Here is a 16,081-nt window from a genome sequence, read left to right as displayed (position 1 = left end):
TAAGCTAGGAGAATTGCCAAATGGCTACAATGAAATTTTTATGTGATACCAAGCGCTGCATTGAATGTAATGGTTGTGTCACAGCTTGTAAAAACGAAAACGACTCTGCTTTAGAGTGGGGTATTCAACGTCGTCGCGTAGTAACTATCAATGATGGTGAGCGTGGTGAAGCGTCTATCTCAGTAGCATGTATGCACTGTAGTGATGCACCTTGTATGGCAGTATGTCCAGCAGACTGTTTCTACAAAACAGAAGACGGCATTGTGCTTCACGACAAAGATACTTGTATCGGTTGTGGTTACTGTTTATATGCATGTCCTTTCGGTGCTCCACAGTTCCCTCAGTCAGGCGCTTTCGGCAGCCGTGGCAAGATGGACAAGTGTACTTTCTGTGCCGGTGGCCCTGAAGAAGATCATTCTCATGCTGAACGTGAGAAGTACGGTGCTAACCGTGTTGCTGAAGGTAAACTTCCAATGTGTGCTGAGCTTTGTGCAACTAAGTCTCTACTTGCTGGTGATGCAGAAATTGTTTCTGCTATCTTCCGTGAGCGTGTTGCTTACCGCGGAGCTAACAAAGGTGTTTGGGGTTAATCTCCAGACGTGTTAGTCAGCTTAGCTATGATGCCTAGGGCAACCTAGGCATCACATAGCATAGAGGATGTAATATGAACAAGTGGTTCAAACAAATTGGCGTTGTTATCGCATTGATGTTCAGTGTTATGACATTCGCACACGCTAGTGGAAGTGGTGAAGAATCTCTTACCGTTCAAGATGGCAATGCGCAATTATGGGCACAGCTTAAAGACGGTGTAGAGGGACGTACCACATCGACAAGTGAGTTCCATGCACAACCAATCAATACTTATGATTTACGTGTATTCGAACTTCGTAGTGACTTATTAGCGCCAGCGTTATTGGCTGCGCTATTTGGTATGATCATCATCTTCTTACTGTTTATCAAAATAAACGGTATTTCAAAATTACACGGTGGTTTCACCGGTAAGATGGTGTATCGCTGGTCTAAATTTGACGTATCAATACATTGGCTTGGTGCTATTCCATGTATGTTATTGATTTTGACAGGTTTAGTGCTATTGGCTGGCCGTTTCTTCTTCCAACCGTATATCGGTGAAGGAATGTGGTCTAGCATGGTATATTTGTCTAAAGAAATCCATGATTACATGGCTATCCCATTCATGTTGGGTTGGGCGTTAATGGTTGTTCTTTGGGCTAAAAACCAAATGCCAAAAATGTATGACATTAAATGGATGATGGTTGTTGGTGGTTACATTAACTTCGGTCCATTTAAAGGTAAGCACCCTGACGCTGGCTTTGCTAACGCAGGTGAAAAACTATGGTTCTGGGCATTTGCTCTATTTGGTCTATTCATCTCAGTATCAGGAATGTTATTACTGTTCCCGAACTTATTTGAACCAAGCCGTAACCTAAGCTTACTTGCTCTTGTTGTTCACTCAGTGAGTGCAATTATTATCTGTGCTTTCTCTATCGTTCACATCTTCATGGCAACAGCTATGTCTGAAGGTGGTATGGATTGTATGGTGTCTGGTTACTGTGATGAGCAGTGGGCTAAGCAGCATCACAACCTTTGGTATGATGAAATCAAAGAAAAAGGCGAGCTTAAATACAGAGACTAGTTGTCTTGGAATTTAAGTAAAAATACCCTCAATGGCATCGCTTTTGAGGGTATTTTTGTATCTGACTTTGATAGAACAAAATTTAAACATAGATATTTCTTATAATTAACATAGTGATATTGTTTATTAGTGATTAATTATTTAACAGGTGCTAATCTGTGATCTCCTTGGTAAAAATTAACTCCTTGGCTTGTTATTCAACGTTAAGTTATAGATAGTTCACACAAAGGTCAGTGATTTAAGAGTATTCTGCTCACACTGCAGCTATGAGCTGCGAGTCTGCTCATTCTTAAGGTAGGAAATGCTATGTCATCAATAATTAAACCATCAGACACCATTATTCAGTCGCCTTATCAAGCGAACATTACCACGCCAGACTGGATGATCAGTGCGATGGAGAAAGTGATGCAGTTTTATGTTGATCGTAATTTACGATTGGACACTGTATCTGCTGAAATGATGCCAAAGCCAGTTGAAGGTAAAAAGTACATGCTCTATGCGCATGTGCCTTTTTGTCATACCTTGTGTTCTTACTGTACTTTCCACCGTTTCTTATTTAAAGAAGACAAAGCCCGTCGCTATTTTGTTTCTTTACGTAAAGAAATGGATATGGTGAAAAACTTAGGTTATGACTTCGAATCTATGTATATCGGTGGCGGGACTACCACGGTATTAGAAGATGAGTTAGCACGTACCATTGAACATGCAAAAACCTTATTCCCAAATATTAAAGAGGTATCGTGTGAATCCGATCCTCAGCATCTCGATAGCGAAGGCTTCAAGCAGTTAGAAGGCTTAGTCGACCGTATGTCTATTGGTGTACAAAGCTTTAATGATGATATCTTGACCATGACAGACCGAATTGAAAAGTTTGGTACTGGTCAGCAGACGTTTGATAAAATCATGGCGGCTAAAGAGCTATTCCCTATCATTAATGTCGATTTGATTTTCGGTTTCCGTGGTCAAACAGATGAAATTATCCAGCATGATTTGGATATGGCATCTAAATTAGACCCACGCCAAATTACTACTTATCCATTGATGATTACTCACCAAACACGTAAAAGCGTCAAGGGTAAACTGGCTGCGCCGCACGGTGATATGGCCCGTCAATATCGTCAAATCCTTAACAGCTTAAACGGTCAATATACGCAACTTTCAGGTTGGGCATTTGGTAAAGCCAACAACGAAGGCTTTGATGAGTATGTTATTGATTATGATGAGTACTTAGGGGTTGGTTCAGGCTCTTTCAGCTTCTTGGATGACACCTTATACGTGAATACTTTCTCGCTGAAAAAGTATCAAGAACGTGTTGAGAACGGCCTGATGGGCGTTGAGCAACAAAAGCAATACGGCAAAAAAGAAGTCATGCAATATCGCTTCTTATTAGGTATGTTCTCTGGCCGTTTATCACGTAAATATTTCCGTGAAACCTTTGGCGTGAATTTAGACACTGCCTTGTTTAAAGAAATGGCTTCAATGAAAGCGATTGGCGCAATTAAAAATGACCCGAACGATCCAGATAATTTGATTTGGACCGATAATGGTAAAATGATGGGCTTGCTGATGATGAAAGAGTTTTACTCTGGTATGGATAATGTCCGTGCACAATTACGCAAACCACTCAGACCAGAAGACATGTAAGCTTACGCTATAGTCAGCTGATATCGTCTAGTAAATATCGTGAAATTAAAGGCAGTGATAATCTTCACTGCCTTTTTTGTTTTTGCAGTATACTGATTTTGATATCACTCAAATGACTGTGGTTCCACTGAGATGGTTTTATTGCGATTGAATAATTCAGACAGAGAGCGCTATGGCTAATATATTACTCCTTGCCAATATCAATTGTGACCGACTTCTGCAGCTTGATAAACCACTGCAAACAGGTGGTCGCTTTCATTATCAAGACGGCGGCTCACGTTTGGGCGGCGGCGGTGCCAATACTGGCATCGGCTTGGTATGGGCAGGGCATTCGGTGTCTTTAGTGAGCCAAGTGGGTAATGATAAGGTGGGAAACTGGATATTGGCGCAAGCCAGTACTCAGGGGTTGGATTGTCGGCTTGTCGAGCGTTTTGAAGGAACCACATGTGAAATGTTGTTGGTCATGACGCCTGATGGTGAGCGCACGATCATTCGCCCACAACGGCCAGTTTTTGAATTACCCTCTCCGCCGAAATGGCAGCAGTTTGATGCGCTATACACTAATTCATCAGCAAAAGGCATTAGTGGCTGGACGACTTCGGCGTTAAACGATTGCCTTGTCGTCTCTCAATTAGCCAAAGATGAGCGCGTTCGTCCTTGTCATGTGCTTATTGCTTCAATCACTGATATGCAAGGTCGTTGTATTGGAGATAAATGGGAGTTTGCCGAGCAAATTGCTGGTGAGTCATTACAATATTTTGTGGTCACAGACGGTGAAAATGGTGCAGTCGCTTATAGCAAAGACGCACAAGTGCATGTGCCTGCTGTATTAGCTGAGGTTGTTGATACAACAGGTGCTGGCGATGCTTACGCTGCAGGACTGATCCATTACTTGTGTCAGCAAAGAGGTATCAAAGAAGCGATGGAAGAAGGGGCTCGTTGGGCAGCATTCGCGGTTGCGACTCCTAGTTCAGTACCAGGACAGTGCTTGCAACACTATTTAACTGCGCCAGAATCTGAGTAGAAGCGGGCCTAGGCCGTACACATTCAGCTTCATCGTTTCGTCATTTTTGTGTCGCTAATCTGTCATATTGCAAGATTATACTTTCGCCGTAATTTGTTGAAAGCTTAGTTTTTTTCATCGGAAATTGCGTTTTAGCTGTACTCTTCCTACTTCCTGGAAGTTAATTACAACCCTATTTATTCTGTTTGATCTTACGGCCCTGCATTCCCCCATTTGCAGGGCTTTTTTTATTCATTTTTGTCGCTGACGAATTGAGTGAGGTTGGCAAATTGTAAAGCTAATTGGAAAATCGGTGCGTCACTTAGGCTTTTCAGTTAGTATTTACATTGAGTTAACATAGTCACAGGATCCCGTTCTCTGGGGGGCGCCTGAATTTATGCGCGATGAAGTTATTAGGGGCATTATGGGAAATAAAGTTTGGAACGATAAAAAACGTTTTATCTGGATATTATCCATTCTACTTTTGGCTGCATTTATAGTAACAAGCAGTATTAGCTATCAAGTTGCACATGACTCGTTAAGCGAACAGATTGAAGACAACACATTGCCACTGACCAGTGACAATATCTATTCCGAAATTCAGCAAGATTTATTACGCCCTATCTTTATTTCATCTTTAATGGCTCAAGACACCTTTGTTCGTGATTGGACGATTAATGATGAGCAGCAACCTGAAAAGCTAGTGCGCTACCTGAGAGAAATTCAAAACAAATACGATACCGTGACCAGTTTTTTTGTGTCAGAAGCGAGCCGAAATTATTATCATTCTTCAGGGGTTCTGAGAAAAATAGAAGACGTCTCTAATGACGATGCATGGTATTTTCGAGTGCGCTCTTTGCCGCAAGATGAAGACTACGAAGTTAATATTGATACCGATACTGCTGATAAAAATCGCACCGTGATTTATGTAAACTACAAAGTTTATGATTTTGAAGGTAACTTTATCGGTGTTACAGGGGTCGGACTTGCCGTTGAGCGAGTTAAAAAACTGATAGATCTGTATCAAACACGTTATAACCGCCGAGTATATTTTTCCGATAGGCAGGGCAATATTAAGCTGCACAGCAGTGGATTTGAAGGTGCTACCACATTACAGAGCAGTGCAGGGTTAGAAAAGCTGGCGACTCGTATTCTCACCAGTCCTAGTGCATCATTTTCTTACCATAGAGATAACAGAACGATTTACTTAAACAGCCGCTTAGTTGAAGAGTTCAAATGGTACTTGATGGTAGAACAAGACGAAGTGCAAGCAGAGAAAAAACTACTAACGACGTTTTGGATTAATATTGGTTTGAGTTTGGTCGTGACCTTAGGGATATTGTTTATTGCCAATATGACTATAGGTAAATATCAGCGAAAGTTAGAGTTAATGGCATCCACAGACAAGTTAACTGGTGCAGCCAATCGACAAGTTTTTGAAGATTACTTTGCTCAGGCACTATCTCGCTCAGTGGTAGATGGCACAGTTATGTCAGTGCTGATCCTCGATATTGACCACTTTAAACAAGTGAATGATCAATATGGTCATAACATTGGCGATCTTGTCATTCAATCTGCAGCAAATGTGCTTAAATCCCATTTAACAGATGCCGACTTGTTATGTCGCTGGGGCGGCGAAGAGTTTTTAGTTTTATTGGCTAATACCAATATCAGTCAAGCTAATGAGTTGGCTGAAAAAATGCGAGAGTCAGTCGCAGCGAAAACCATCAAGGTTAATGGGAGTAAAATCAGTGTCACCTTAAGTTGTGGGGTGGCTGAACATCGCAAGACAGAAAAACCAGAAGAGTTAGTAAATCGCGCTGATATCGCCCTTTACCAAGCGAAAGCACAAGGTCGAAATCAGGTGGTTTTATCTTATTAAAGTAGCGCTTTAACAATGAGAGAGTAGTCATGGCAGGCCATGTGTTAGCAAGCAAAATATCAGGATTATTTTGTGGGGATAAAATTAATTCTTTAGGCAGTATCGACAGTGGGATGAACAACAAATTGCCCATGCAAGTGCTGAAGGTTAATCAACACCAAGTTGAGGGAGATGCTCAAGCGGATCCGATTCATCATGGTGGCGAAGAGCGAGTATTACATCATTTCCCTCGAGAACATTATGGGCAATATCGTCGCTGGGATCTCATCAGCAATCATAAAGACGTGCCAGCGATGGGTGAAAATATTAGTACCGTGGGACTCGATGAGTCTCAGGTTAATATTGGCGATATTATTCAAATTGGCGAAGTACTGTTGCAAGTGACGCAACCACGCTCACCTTGCTTTAAGCTAAATCAGCAATTCGGCCATCCTAAATTTGCTCTCGCCATGCAAGAGAGTCGCATGTGTGGTTGGTTTTATCGGGTATTACAAGCTGGTGAGATTAACGCTAACGATAGCATCGTACTCATTGAGCGTAAAACTGATATCAGTGTTGCGCAAGCAATGAAAATCTATTTCTTACCAGAAGTCGATGCCGAGCAATATCAACTGCTGATGCAGTGTGAAGGACTGGCTAGTAATTGGGTTACCAGTATGCAAAAGCGTATCGATACTCAAACCATTGAGAATTGGCAGTATCGTTTATATGGCCCAGAAGGTGAGCCTGTTGAGTAAATCTTAACTTGCTCATTAATTAAGTTGCAATAAAAAACGCACTGTATAGTGCGTTTTTAGTCTCTGATTAAAGCATCCGTTTATTCAATTTTAAATCGGGCTACTAACACATCAAGTCGACTTGCTAAGCTATTCAGTGATTCACTGGCTTGGGCTGCGGCCTTGGCTGTATCAGCTGTGCGCTGAGTAATGTCGTTGATTTCAGTGACATTACGATTAATGTCTTCGACAACGGTAGATTGCTCTTCTGTTGCCGCTGCCACTTGAATGTTCATATCACTGATTGACGCAATTTGCTGGCTAATACCGCTAAGTGATTGGCTCGCTTCATCCACAGCGTTAACGCCTTCTTGAGAACGATTACGAGATGTTTCCATTGCAACAACAGCACGGCTGGCTTCAGATTGTAATTTATCAATCATGGTTTGCACTTCGTTAGTTGAATCCGCTGTACGTGAAGCAAGGCTTCTAACTTCATCAGCAACCACTGCGAACCCTCTACCAGCTTCTCCAGCACGTGCAGCTTCAATCGCAGCATTGAGTGCCAGTAAGTTGGTTTGCTCTGAAATAGCGCGGATCACATCTAAGATACCGCCAATAGACTTAGTGTGAGTCGCCAACGACTCAATCACTTCACCGACCTGTTCTACGTCATTTGAAAGTTGATTAATGGTGCTCCTTGCACTCATTACCACTTGCTGTCCATCAGAGGATTCGGTATCTGCTTCTTTAGCCGTTACCGCTGCTTGGGCTGCATTACTGGCAATTTCATTGACCGTTGCTCCCATTTCATTAATGGCGGTGACAACCATAATGGTTCTATCTTTTTGCTGCTGGCTGTCATCTAAAGTTTGGTTTGCTTGGGCTGAAACATCTTTGGCGGATAAACTTAGTTGTTCACTGGTTCTAGCCACTTCAATGACGGATTCTTGTATTTTCGTGATAAAGCTATTAAATCCTTTTGCCAGCTGAGCCAGTTCATCATGACCTTCAACTGGAAGACGTTGACGTAAATCACCTTCACCTTCGCCAATATCTTTAAACAGTTCGGCAACCTTAGCAATAGGGCGACTCACTGAAGAAGCAACAGCACTTGCTACGATAATAAAGAACACCGCGATAATGATGGTGCCAAGTATGATTTGGTACACGGCTTTATCGAGTAGGGCAAAAATCTCAGACTCAGGCACTTCCGCAACTAAGTACCAGTCCATAGCAGGAATATAACTACTTGCCACCATTTTACTTTCACCATTAACCTCAATGCGCATTAAGTTAAAGTCATTTTTAGCTAATAAAGATTGGCTATTGGTGCCAGAATAAAACCCACTTAAATTGGCTTTACCTATCTGGTTCGGATCTGGGTGAAGTTTCACGCTACCTGATGCGTCAACAAGATAAACAAAACCACTATCTTCAATCTTGAATGAAGCAAGTTGTTGCACCATATCATCAAGAGATTTAGCTAAACCGACTAACCCTCGGCCATTAGGTTGCTGATAGTTGATAAACAGTTTTACTTCGCCAGTTGTTTCAGTAAAGACATTCAGCATTCGCTCCTGTCCGCTATTGAGATAGTCGAAAAACCAACTATCTTGCTGCGGATTAAGAACGCGTAGAAAACCATCTTGAGTGTAATAAGCTGCTGTTTCACGGTCCGCGTAGGAGGCTTGTACTAACTGATACTGTGCTTGTATATCACCTAACTGGGCAATCACATTGTCTTCTCTATCATTGGGACGACCTTGCTCTACCCAGTCCAGTAGCATTCGGCTTTTTGCCAGTTGTTCTGCGGCATTGAGCAAGTTGTTAATATCAAGCTCTAATTTATGACGTATTTGCATCAATAAGCTCGGCAGTTCTGAATCAATCATACGCTGCTCAACAACGACTTTCGCGCTACGCTGGCTCAGTACTCCCACTAGCATGGTTGAAAACACCACGCCAAAGATCATCGAGAATAAGATTTTTTGTTTAATGGATAGATGTTTTAGCTGATTCATTCGGACAACCTAATTAGTTCGATATGTTTAATATCGGCAATTTGCGGAATAATTAAATAGGTTTTATGTTGTTTTGAGCTAATTTTGCGGTAATAGGTTATTTATACAATAAAAAAACGCACCAATTAATAGTGCGTTTTGTTGAAGTGACAATTTTGCTTAAGTGATAGTAAGGATATCAACTACATATTTGGATAGTTTGGACCACCGCCGCCTTCTGGGGTGACCCAAGTGATATTTTGGCTTGGGTCTTTAATGTCACAGGTTTTACAGTGGATACAGTTTTGCGCATTAATCACAAACTTGTTTTCAGGACCTTCAGCGACGACTTCATACACGCCAGCAGGGCAGTATCGTTGCGCTGGTTCGTTGTATTTTATTAAGTTTACCGCGATAGGAATTGAGGCATCTTTAAGTTGCAAATGACACTTCTGATCTTCCTCATGATAGGTATTTGAAAGATAAACAGAAGACAGTTTATCAAAGCTTAATTTACCATCCGGTTTTGGATACTCTATAGGAGTAAAGTCTTTCGCTAAGCCCATTTCTGCATGATCTGGGGTTTCATCACGCAAGGTTATCGGGAACTTACCACCAAACCAATTTTGATCGATAAAGTTAAAAGCGCCACCCAAATAAGTGCCAAACTTATGCAGAGCAGGGCCAAAGTTACGTGATTGGAATAACTCTTCGTGTAACCAGCTTTGTTCGATACGAGTTTGGAAACAATCAAGATCCTTACCCGCTTCAACACCAGCCATTAAGGCTTCACCTAAGGTTTCGGCTGCCACAATACCGCTCTTCATTGCAGTGTGAGTGCCTTTAATTTTGGCAAAGTTCAAGGTGCCAGCATCACAGCCAATCAGAAGACCACCAGGGAAACTCATTTTCGGCAGTGAGTTTAAGCCGCCTTTTGCGATTGCGCGTGCGCCGTAGGTTAAGCGTTCACCACCTATCAGTGTTTGGCTGATCACAGGGTGCTGCTTATAACGTTGGAACTCGTCAAATGGACTGACGTGAGGGTTCTTGTAGTTTAAGTCGATGATTAAACCTACCGCAACTTGGTTGTCTTCCATGTGGTATAGGAATCCGCCACCTGAAGTACCTTGGTTTAATGGCCAGCCACCAGTATGGACAACTTTACCTTTTTGATGTTGCTCGGCAGGAATTTTCCAGATTTCTTTAAAACCTAAACCATAATGCTGCGGGGTCTTTCCGTTATCAAGGTGATATTTTGCGATTAGCTCTTTACCTAGGTGGCCTCGACAACCTTCAGAAAAGACGGTGTACTTGGCATGTAATTCCATACCTGGCATATAGCTGTCTTTTTCTTCGCCGTTAGCGCCCACGCCCATATCGCCAATTAAAATGCCTTTTACGCTGTTATCTTGATTAAACAGGACTTCACTTGCAGCAAATCCTGGGAAAATTTCAACGCCTAAACCTTCAGCTTTTTCAGCTAACCAGCGGGTTAAGTTCCCGACGCTGATAATATAGTTGCCTTCATTATGCATGGTTTTAGGCACTAAGCTGTTCGACATTAACTTGGAGTTTGATTCTGAGCTAAGTAAATAAATCTCGTCGTGAGTTACTTTGGTATTGAGTGGGATATCGGATTCTCGCCAATCTGTGAACAATTCATCCAATACTTTAGGTTCGAAAACCGCACCTGATAAGATGTGCGCTCCAACCTCAGAGCCTTTTTCAACCACACAGACGGTCATTTCTTTATCTGCATCTTGTGATATTTGCATTAATCGACATGCAGTAGCGAGTCCGGCAGGTCCTGCACCGACTATTACTACATCGAATTCCATAGATTCGCGTTCCATCATCTCACCTTTGATCTTCGTTTCCCGGTTTATGGCGGGTTTGTTGTTTTTTTGTTTTACTCACCTTACCTCAAAAATGACTTAGGTCACAGTAGCAACTGCGATTTTGAGCTCGTGAGCTAGCTCGCAAATCTTTACAGATTTTGCTCAAACTGGGACAAATTGTCATAAAAAGGTACTGATCCGAGTGATTTTAGGCCTATAATCAAGGTTGACGGTTCTCCGAGCTCTATATCCTACGTCCACAGATACGGGTATTTAGCCGTGGTAATAATGCCACCGGGGTGAGTAAAGAAATGCGCTTACCTCCCACACTTGGAAAGGTTAACATGTCCCAACTACAAGACAGCTTTGGTCGAAGATTTCACTATCTGCGGATGTCAGTCACTGACGTTTGTAATTTCAAATGTACCTATTGCCTCCCTGATGGCTACAAGCCTGATGGCAAGCCTAAGTTCCTTGCGCTAAATGAAATAGAAAATTTAGTGGCAGCGTTTGGCGAGGTAGGTACGCAAAAAATCCGCATTACTGGTGGTGAGCCGACACTAAGAAAAGATTTTACCGATATCGTTCGTATTGTTGCCGACAATGACAACATTAACACTGTTGCAATGACAACCAACGGTTATCGTCTCGAAAAACATGCTAAAGAATGGTACGACGCAGGCTTGCGACGCATTAATGTTTCAGTTGATAGTCTTGATCCTAAGATGTTTTACCAAATTACTGGTGAAAACAAATTTGATGAGGTCATGCGCGGAATCGATGCTGCATTGGATGCTGGATTTGAGCGAATTAAAATTAACGCCGTATTGTTAAAAGGCTTAAATGACAAAGATTTGCCACGTTTTTTACATTGGATCAAGAGCACACCGATTGATTTGCGCTTTATTGAACTCATGGAAACGGGCTTGGGTCATGATTATTTTAACGCACACCATTTAGCTGGCCTTGATATCAAGTTAAAACTTGAGTCAGAAGGCTGGTTATATGACTTACCTAGCGTAGATGATGGCCCTGCACAAAACTTTAGTCACCCAGATTATCAAGGCCGTATCGGATTGATTATGCCGTACGCCAAAAACTTTTGCGCTAGCTGTAATCGCCTGCGAGTCTCAGCCAAAGGTAAATTGCACTTGTGTCTATTTACCGAAAATGGTTTGGACTTACGAGATTTATTGCAACACGAATCTCAACGAGCAGAGTTAATTGAGCGTTTACACAGTCAGTTAGCGCAAAAAGAAGAAACCCATTATTTACATCAAGGGATAACAGGTGTAACCAAACATTTAGCGTCAATTGGTGGCTAATCTTGGTTGCAAAGTTCAATCCCTAACTGACATCTAGATTTTATAAGGCAAGTTAGCATGAGCAATTGTTTTACCCATATCAATGCCGATGGCAACGCGCACATGGTCGATGTGACAGAGAAAAACATTACTGAACGTGAAGCGCGTGCTGAAGCATTCATTGAAATGGCGCCAAGTACGTTAGAAATGATCATGAGTGGCAGCCATCACAAAGGTGATGTGTTTGCGACAGCCCGTATTGCAGGTATTCAAGCTGCTAAAAAAACCTCAGATTTAATCCCGCTATGTCATCCACTTATGCTGACGAAAGTTGAAGTGGACTTAGAAGCTCAACCGGAACACAACCGCGTTCGTATTACCAGTTTATGTAAACTTTCTGGTAAAACCGGTGTTGAGATGGAAGCATTAACGGCTGCATCAACGGCGGCGTTAACGATTTACGACATGTGTAAAGCGGTTCAAAAAGACATGATTATTTCCCAAGTACGTTTACTCGAAAAGCGTGGTGGTAAATCAGGTCACTTCCAAGCTGAAGATTAATTTTTCGCTGGCATCCAAAATATTTAAAGAGACATTGTCATGATTCAGGTTTTATTTTTTGCACAAGTTAGAGAGTTACTGGGTACAGCCAAAACAGAAATCTCAGCTGAAGGGATCACAAACACCGAGCAGTTACGCCAAGCATTGGCATCGACTGATGAGAAATGGGCAAAAGTCTTGTCTTCAGACAAACTACTTGTTGCCGTGAATCAAACCATGAGCGCATGGGATGCTGCGGTTGCTGATGGTGATGAAGTTGCTTTTTTCCCTCCAGTGACAGGCGGTTAATATGACGGCCAGTAAAGAAACAAACCCAAAACAAGTCGTCCGTGTTCAGACGGCCGATTTTAATGTCGCCGATGAATACGCTGCTATTGCGGCTGACAACAGTGACGGCGCTGTGGTGACCTTTGCCGGTAAAGTGCGTGATTTTAATGATGGCAGTGCGGTAACGGATCTGACCCTTGAGCATTATCCTGGTATGACAGAAGCGGTATTAGTCCAATTAGCGGAGCAAGCTTATGAGCGCTGGCCGCTAAACTATGTCACGATTATTCACCGTGTAGGTCGTATGGAACTAGGCGAGCAAATCGTGTTTATCGGTGTCACCAGTATGCATCGTAAAGCGGCATTTGCAGCGTGTGAATTCTTAATCGATTTCTTAAAAACCAAAGCGCCTTTTTGGAAATTAGAAGCCGGTGAAGAAGGCAATAACTGGGTTGAAGCACGCGACTCGGACGAACAAGCTGCATCAATGTGGAATGATGTTAAGTAAATAAGGACACTAAGTTTATGACCGTGAGTTGTCGTTTGTCGCAGGGTATTCAAGCTTTAGTGTTGAGTGGGGTCATAGGTTTGATGACCTTAATGTCATTCTCGGCACAAGCAGCCAACCCCCTGCGATTGCTGCTGCATCGAATGTCAAGTTTGCCTTAGATGAAATTGTGGCGAACTTTACCGCTGAAACGGGCCTGAAGCTTAGAGTGTCTTACGGTTCTTCTGGTAATTTTGTGGCGCAGATTCAACATGGTGCGCCTTTTGAAATGCTGCTTAGCGCTGATGAGTTTTATGTACAGCTGTTACATAAAGTCGGTAAAACTGACTCTGATGGTGATATTTATGCCATTGGTAAACTTGCCCTTGTTGCGCCTAATAACTCTTCTTTAAACCTTGAACCGCAACTTGCAGGTCTTGAAGCGGCAATTGAGCAAGGCGAAATTAAACGTTTTGTGATTGCTAATCCGGCTCACGCTCCCTACGGCGAACGTGCTCAAGCGCTATTAACAGACAAAGGCCTTTGGGAAGCACTGCAGTCAACCATCATTATGGGTGAAAATGTCTCTCAGGCGGCTCAATTTGCCCTAAGCGGTTCTGCTCAAGGTGGTATTGTGGCGTTATCATTAGCTTCTGCGCCGCAGTTCAGCAAAATGGGGCGCTATGTTGAAATCCCGCAGTCTTTATATCAACCGATTAATCAACGCATGGTGATGACCCCTAAAGCTGGTGATACCACCAAAGCGTTTTATGAATACATGAAGTCGAGTGCGGCTCATGACGTATTAGAAAATTACGGTTTTGGTTTTCCAGACTCACTGACAGACAAGCATCATTTGCATCAACCTAAACTTCGTGCACCACAACCAAGACAGCAAGTGGCGGAAGAGTAATTTATGGATTGGCAGTCATTGTGGCTATCGGCCAAGTTAAGCAGTGTAACCGTATTAATTTTAGTCCCAATGGCGGTATTTGTTGGCCGTTTTTTGGCTTACCGCCAGTTTAAAGGCAAGTCTTGGGTTGAAGCCTTGATTATGGTGCCACTTGTGTTGCCGCCGACCGTTATTGGTTATTACTTATTGGTTGGCTTAGGCAGCCAAAGCATTATTGGGCAATGGGTTGAGCAATTTACTGGTGCACAATTAGTGTTTAACTTTTCCGGATTGGTTATTGCGTCTATCTTGGTCAATATTCCTTTCGCTGTTCAGCCAATTCAACGTGCTTTTGAAACTATCCCCCATGATATTCCAGATGCCGCAGCATGCTGTGGTATGAGCTGGTGGCGCATATTTCTCAAAATCGAATTACCGATGATCTGGCCCGGGATTTTGACTGCGGTGGTATTATGTTTTTCCCACGTATTAGGTGAGTTTGGTGTGGTATTGATGTTAGGCGGCAATATCGCAGGTGAAACGAAAACCATTTCAATTGCCATTTATGACAGTGTGCAAGCCTTTGACTTTGAAGCGGCGGGTACGATGTCGTTAGTGCTGCTTGTCTTTGCTATTAGTGTACTGGCAATCACTACCAGTTTATCAAAGCGTATTGGGGGGCAGCATGCCAACCCGCAACGCTGATTTACATTGCGATATTTCGCAGCAACTTCCTATTCCTTTATCGGCCAAGTTCGATTGTAAGGCTGGCGAAGTGCTGGCTGTAGTAGGGCCGTCTGGTGGAGGTAAAACCACCTTATTGCGGATGATTGCAGGTCTGAGTTCACCTGAAAAGGGCACCATTCAATGTGGCGGACAAGACTGGTATGCGAGTGAGCCTAAGTTGCATTTATCGCCTCAACAGCGTCATATCGGCTATGTGCCGCAGCATTTTGGCTTGTTCCCACATTTAACAGCCCTTGAGAATGTCATTTCTGGCTTAGACCATATCCCTAAGAGCGAACGTAAAGCGAGGGCTCTAGACTGGCTTGAGCGCGTTAACTTACATGGACTGCCTGCTAGGTTGCCTGCGCAATTATCTGGTGGTCAGCGTCAACGTGTGGCTTTAGCGAGGGCATTAGCCCGTGAACCTTCAGTGTTATTACTTGATGAGCCCTTCTCTGCCGTAGATAGGGAAACCCGTGAGCGATTATATATCGAGCTTGCACGGCTCAAATCGCAATTATCTATACCCGTTATCATGGTGACCCATGATATGAATGAAGCCTTGTTGCTGGCCGATAAAATGATTCTTATCAGTCAGGGAAATATGCTTCAGCAAGGTGAGCCGTTTGAAGTATTGTCCCATCCCCGTAATGAAACCGTCGCAAGGCAAATGGGGCTGCGTAATATATTTCACGCCGAAGTCAGTGGGCGAGATGAGGAAGCCAATATCACTTGGTTGAAAATGGGCGAACAGATCATCGCCAGTGATAGTGCGCCAGAGTTGGCGATAGGCCAACAGGTACGTTGGGTCATTCCAAACCAAGGTATTCGCTTTAATGCCATTTCCAGTGGGCGATTATGTCGTAGCATTAATAAACTGGATATCGTTATCGATTCGATTTTGGTCATGGGAGAATCTGTGCGTGTTAAGGCCTCTATGCGGGATGTGAAAGAGACCTTTAATATGGATGTTCCTTCTCACTTGGCCACTAAATTGAACTTGAAACCGGGATTAGAGACGACTATCGCGCTTAAATCTGAACAAGTTCATATACTAGAATCATGATCAATTATTAATCTTACAAAGCTTGGGTCTTTTGTCGG

15 protein-coding genes and 1 riboswitch are annotated in these 16,081 nt (G+C 42.9%); of the genes, 13 read left to right on the top strand and 2 right to left on the bottom strand.

The genetic code is table 11. The features are described from left to right. Positions 1-20: 20 nt before the first annotated feature. From fdh3B to ACGEDC_RS07670, 6 genes are all read left to right on the top strand, one after another. Entirely contained in the window at positions 21-590 is a 570-nt protein-coding gene (gene fdh3B / locus ACGEDC_RS07695; protein ID WP_055024171.1) for a formate dehydrogenase FDH3 subunit beta, read from the top strand. 74 nt (positions 591-664) lie between these two features. After that, on the top strand, positions 665-1,654 hold the full coding sequence (locus ACGEDC_RS07690; protein WP_055024172.1) for a formate dehydrogenase subunit gamma: 990 nt from the start codon (positions 665-667) through the stop codon (positions 1,652-1,654). Positions 1,655-1,960: 306 nt separating this feature from the next. Continuing rightward, positions 1,961-3,298: a coproporphyrinogen III oxidase family protein gene (locus ACGEDC_RS07685; RefSeq protein WP_055024173.1), complete on the top strand. Its 1,338-nt coding sequence runs from the start codon at positions 1,961-1,963 to the stop codon at positions 3,296-3,298. Positions 3,299-3,470: 172 nt separating this feature from the next. Beyond that, positions 3,471-4,322, top strand: coding sequence for a PfkB family carbohydrate kinase (locus tag ACGEDC_RS07680; protein ID WP_080917203.1), 852 nt, complete (start codon positions 3,471-3,473; stop codon positions 4,320-4,322). A 403-nt stretch (positions 4,323-4,725) separates the two neighbouring features. Continuing rightward, positions 4,726-6,183: a sensor domain-containing diguanylate cyclase gene (locus ACGEDC_RS07675; RefSeq protein WP_055024222.1), complete on the top strand. Its 1,458-nt coding sequence runs from the start codon at positions 4,726-4,728 to the stop codon at positions 6,181-6,183. A 29-nt stretch (positions 6,184-6,212) separates the two neighbouring features. Further along, complete coding sequence (locus tag ACGEDC_RS07670; protein WP_394497463.1) at positions 6,213-6,920, top strand: MOSC domain-containing protein; 708 nt, start codon at positions 6,213-6,215, stop codon at positions 6,918-6,920. An 80-nt stretch (positions 6,921-7,000) separates the two neighbouring features. On the opposite strand, the gene ACGEDC_RS07665 is transcribed toward ACGEDC_RS07670, so the two are convergent. Next, positions 7,001-8,923 (bottom strand): methyl-accepting chemotaxis protein, encoded by a 1,923-nt coding sequence (locus ACGEDC_RS07665; RefSeq protein WP_394497461.1) that lies wholly within the window; start codon positions 8,921-8,923, stop codon positions 7,001-7,003. 182 nt (positions 8,924-9,105) lie between these two features. Next, positions 9,106-10,755, bottom strand: a complete 1,650-nt coding sequence (locus tag ACGEDC_RS07660) for an electron transfer flavoprotein-ubiquinone oxidoreductase (protein WP_394497459.1) — start codon at positions 10,753-10,755, stop codon at positions 9,106-9,108. A 208-nt stretch (positions 10,756-10,963) separates the two neighbouring features. Next, positions 10,964-11,097: riboswitch (molybdenum cofactor riboswitch) on the top strand. On the opposite strand from ACGEDC_RS07660, the gene moaA reads away from it, so the two are divergent. The 7 genes from moaA (at position 11,085) to ACGEDC_RS07625 (ending at position 16,043) form a co-directional block, all read left to right on the top strand. Continuing rightward, a complete protein-coding gene (moaA, locus tag ACGEDC_RS07655; protein WP_055024178.1) occupies positions 11,085-12,065 on the top strand; it encodes a GTP 3',8-cyclase MoaA in 981 nt (326 codons plus the stop codon). (Overlaps the previous riboswitch by 13 nt.) Before the next feature lie 57 nt (positions 12,066-12,122). After that, complete coding sequence (moaC, locus tag ACGEDC_RS07650; RefSeq protein ID WP_055024179.1) at positions 12,123-12,605, top strand: cyclic pyranopterin monophosphate synthase MoaC; 483 nt, start codon at positions 12,123-12,125, stop codon at positions 12,603-12,605. Between the two features lie 39 nt (positions 12,606-12,644). Then, positions 12,645-12,893 carry a molybdopterin synthase sulfur carrier subunit gene (moaD, locus tag ACGEDC_RS07645; protein ID WP_055024180.1) on the top strand — a complete coding sequence of 83 codons (249 nt, stop codon included), beginning with the start codon at positions 12,645-12,647 and terminating at the stop codon, positions 12,891-12,893. 1 nt (position 12,894) lies between these two features. Continuing rightward, complete coding sequence (gene moaE, locus ACGEDC_RS07640; protein WP_065110522.1) at positions 12,895-13,380, top strand: molybdopterin synthase catalytic subunit MoaE; 486 nt, start codon at positions 12,895-12,897, stop codon at positions 13,378-13,380. A gap of 97 nt (positions 13,381-13,477) precedes the next feature. Next, positions 13,478-14,272 carry a molybdate ABC transporter substrate-binding protein gene (modA, locus tag ACGEDC_RS07635; protein WP_394498284.1) on the top strand — a complete coding sequence of 265 codons (795 nt, stop codon included), beginning with the start codon at positions 13,478-13,480 and terminating at the stop codon, positions 14,270-14,272. Between the two features lie 3 nt (positions 14,273-14,275). Continuing rightward, the gene (gene modB, locus ACGEDC_RS07630) at positions 14,276-14,956 is read left to right on the top strand and encodes a molybdate ABC transporter permease subunit (RefSeq protein WP_394497455.1); all 681 of its coding nucleotides are present in this window, start codon (positions 14,276-14,278) and stop codon (positions 14,954-14,956) included. Continuing rightward, a complete protein-coding gene (locus ACGEDC_RS07625; protein WP_055024184.1) occupies positions 14,937-16,043 on the top strand; it encodes an ABC transporter ATP-binding protein in 1,107 nt (368 codons plus the stop codon). The genes modB and ACGEDC_RS07625 overlap by 20 nt, the downstream gene beginning before the upstream one ends. Positions 16,044-16,081: the final 38 nt, after the last annotated feature.

Source organism: Shewanella sp. ENK2 (genome assembly GCF_043568515.1).
In the GTDB taxonomy this organism is placed as follows: domain Bacteria; phylum Pseudomonadota; class Gammaproteobacteria; order Enterobacterales; family Shewanellaceae; genus Shewanella; species Shewanella japonica.
Note: the sequence above shows the minus strand (reverse complement) of the source record. Positions and strands in the feature narration are given on the sequence as shown.

Bases quoted from the DNA above. Each gene is read 5' to 3' on its own strand.
- fdh3B (WP_055024171.1), top strand. From the start codon at position 21: ATGGCTACAATGAAATTTTTATGTGATACCAAGCGCTGCATTGAATGT.
- ACGEDC_RS07690 (WP_055024172.1), top strand. From the start codon at position 665: ATGAACAAGTGGTTCAAACAAATTGGCGTTGTTATCGCATTGATGTTC.
- ACGEDC_RS07685 (WP_055024173.1), top strand. From the start codon at position 1,961: ATGTCATCAATAATTAAACCATCAGACACCATTATTCAGTCGCCTTAT.
- ACGEDC_RS07680 (WP_080917203.1), top strand. From the start codon at position 3,471: ATGGCTAATATATTACTCCTTGCCAATATCAATTGTGACCGACTTCTG.
- ACGEDC_RS07675 (WP_055024222.1), top strand. From the start codon at position 4,726: ATGGGAAATAAAGTTTGGAACGATAAAAAACGTTTTATCTGGATATTA.
- ACGEDC_RS07670 (WP_394497463.1), top strand. From the start codon at position 6,213: ATGGCAGGCCATGTGTTAGCAAGCAAAATATCAGGATTATTTTGTGGG.
- ACGEDC_RS07665 (WP_394497461.1), bottom strand. From the start codon at position 8,923: ATGAATCAGCTAAAACATCTATCCATTAAACAAAAAATCTTATTCTCG.
- ACGEDC_RS07660 (WP_394497459.1), bottom strand. From the start codon at position 10,755: ATGGAACGCGAATCTATGGAATTCGATGTAGTAATAGTCGGTGCAGGA.
- moaA (WP_055024178.1), top strand. From the start codon at position 11,085: ATGTCCCAACTACAAGACAGCTTTGGTCGAAGATTTCACTATCTGCGG.
- moaC (WP_055024179.1), top strand. From the start codon at position 12,123: ATGAGCAATTGTTTTACCCATATCAATGCCGATGGCAACGCGCACATG.
- moaD (WP_055024180.1), top strand. From the start codon at position 12,645: ATGATTCAGGTTTTATTTTTTGCACAAGTTAGAGAGTTACTGGGTACA.
- moaE (WP_065110522.1), top strand. From the start codon at position 12,895: ATGACGGCCAGTAAAGAAACAAACCCAAAACAAGTCGTCCGTGTTCAG.
- modB (WP_394497455.1), top strand. From the start codon at position 14,276: ATGGATTGGCAGTCATTGTGGCTATCGGCCAAGTTAAGCAGTGTAACC.
- ACGEDC_RS07625 (WP_055024184.1), top strand. From the start codon at position 14,937: ATGCCAACCCGCAACGCTGATTTACATTGCGATATTTCGCAGCAACTT.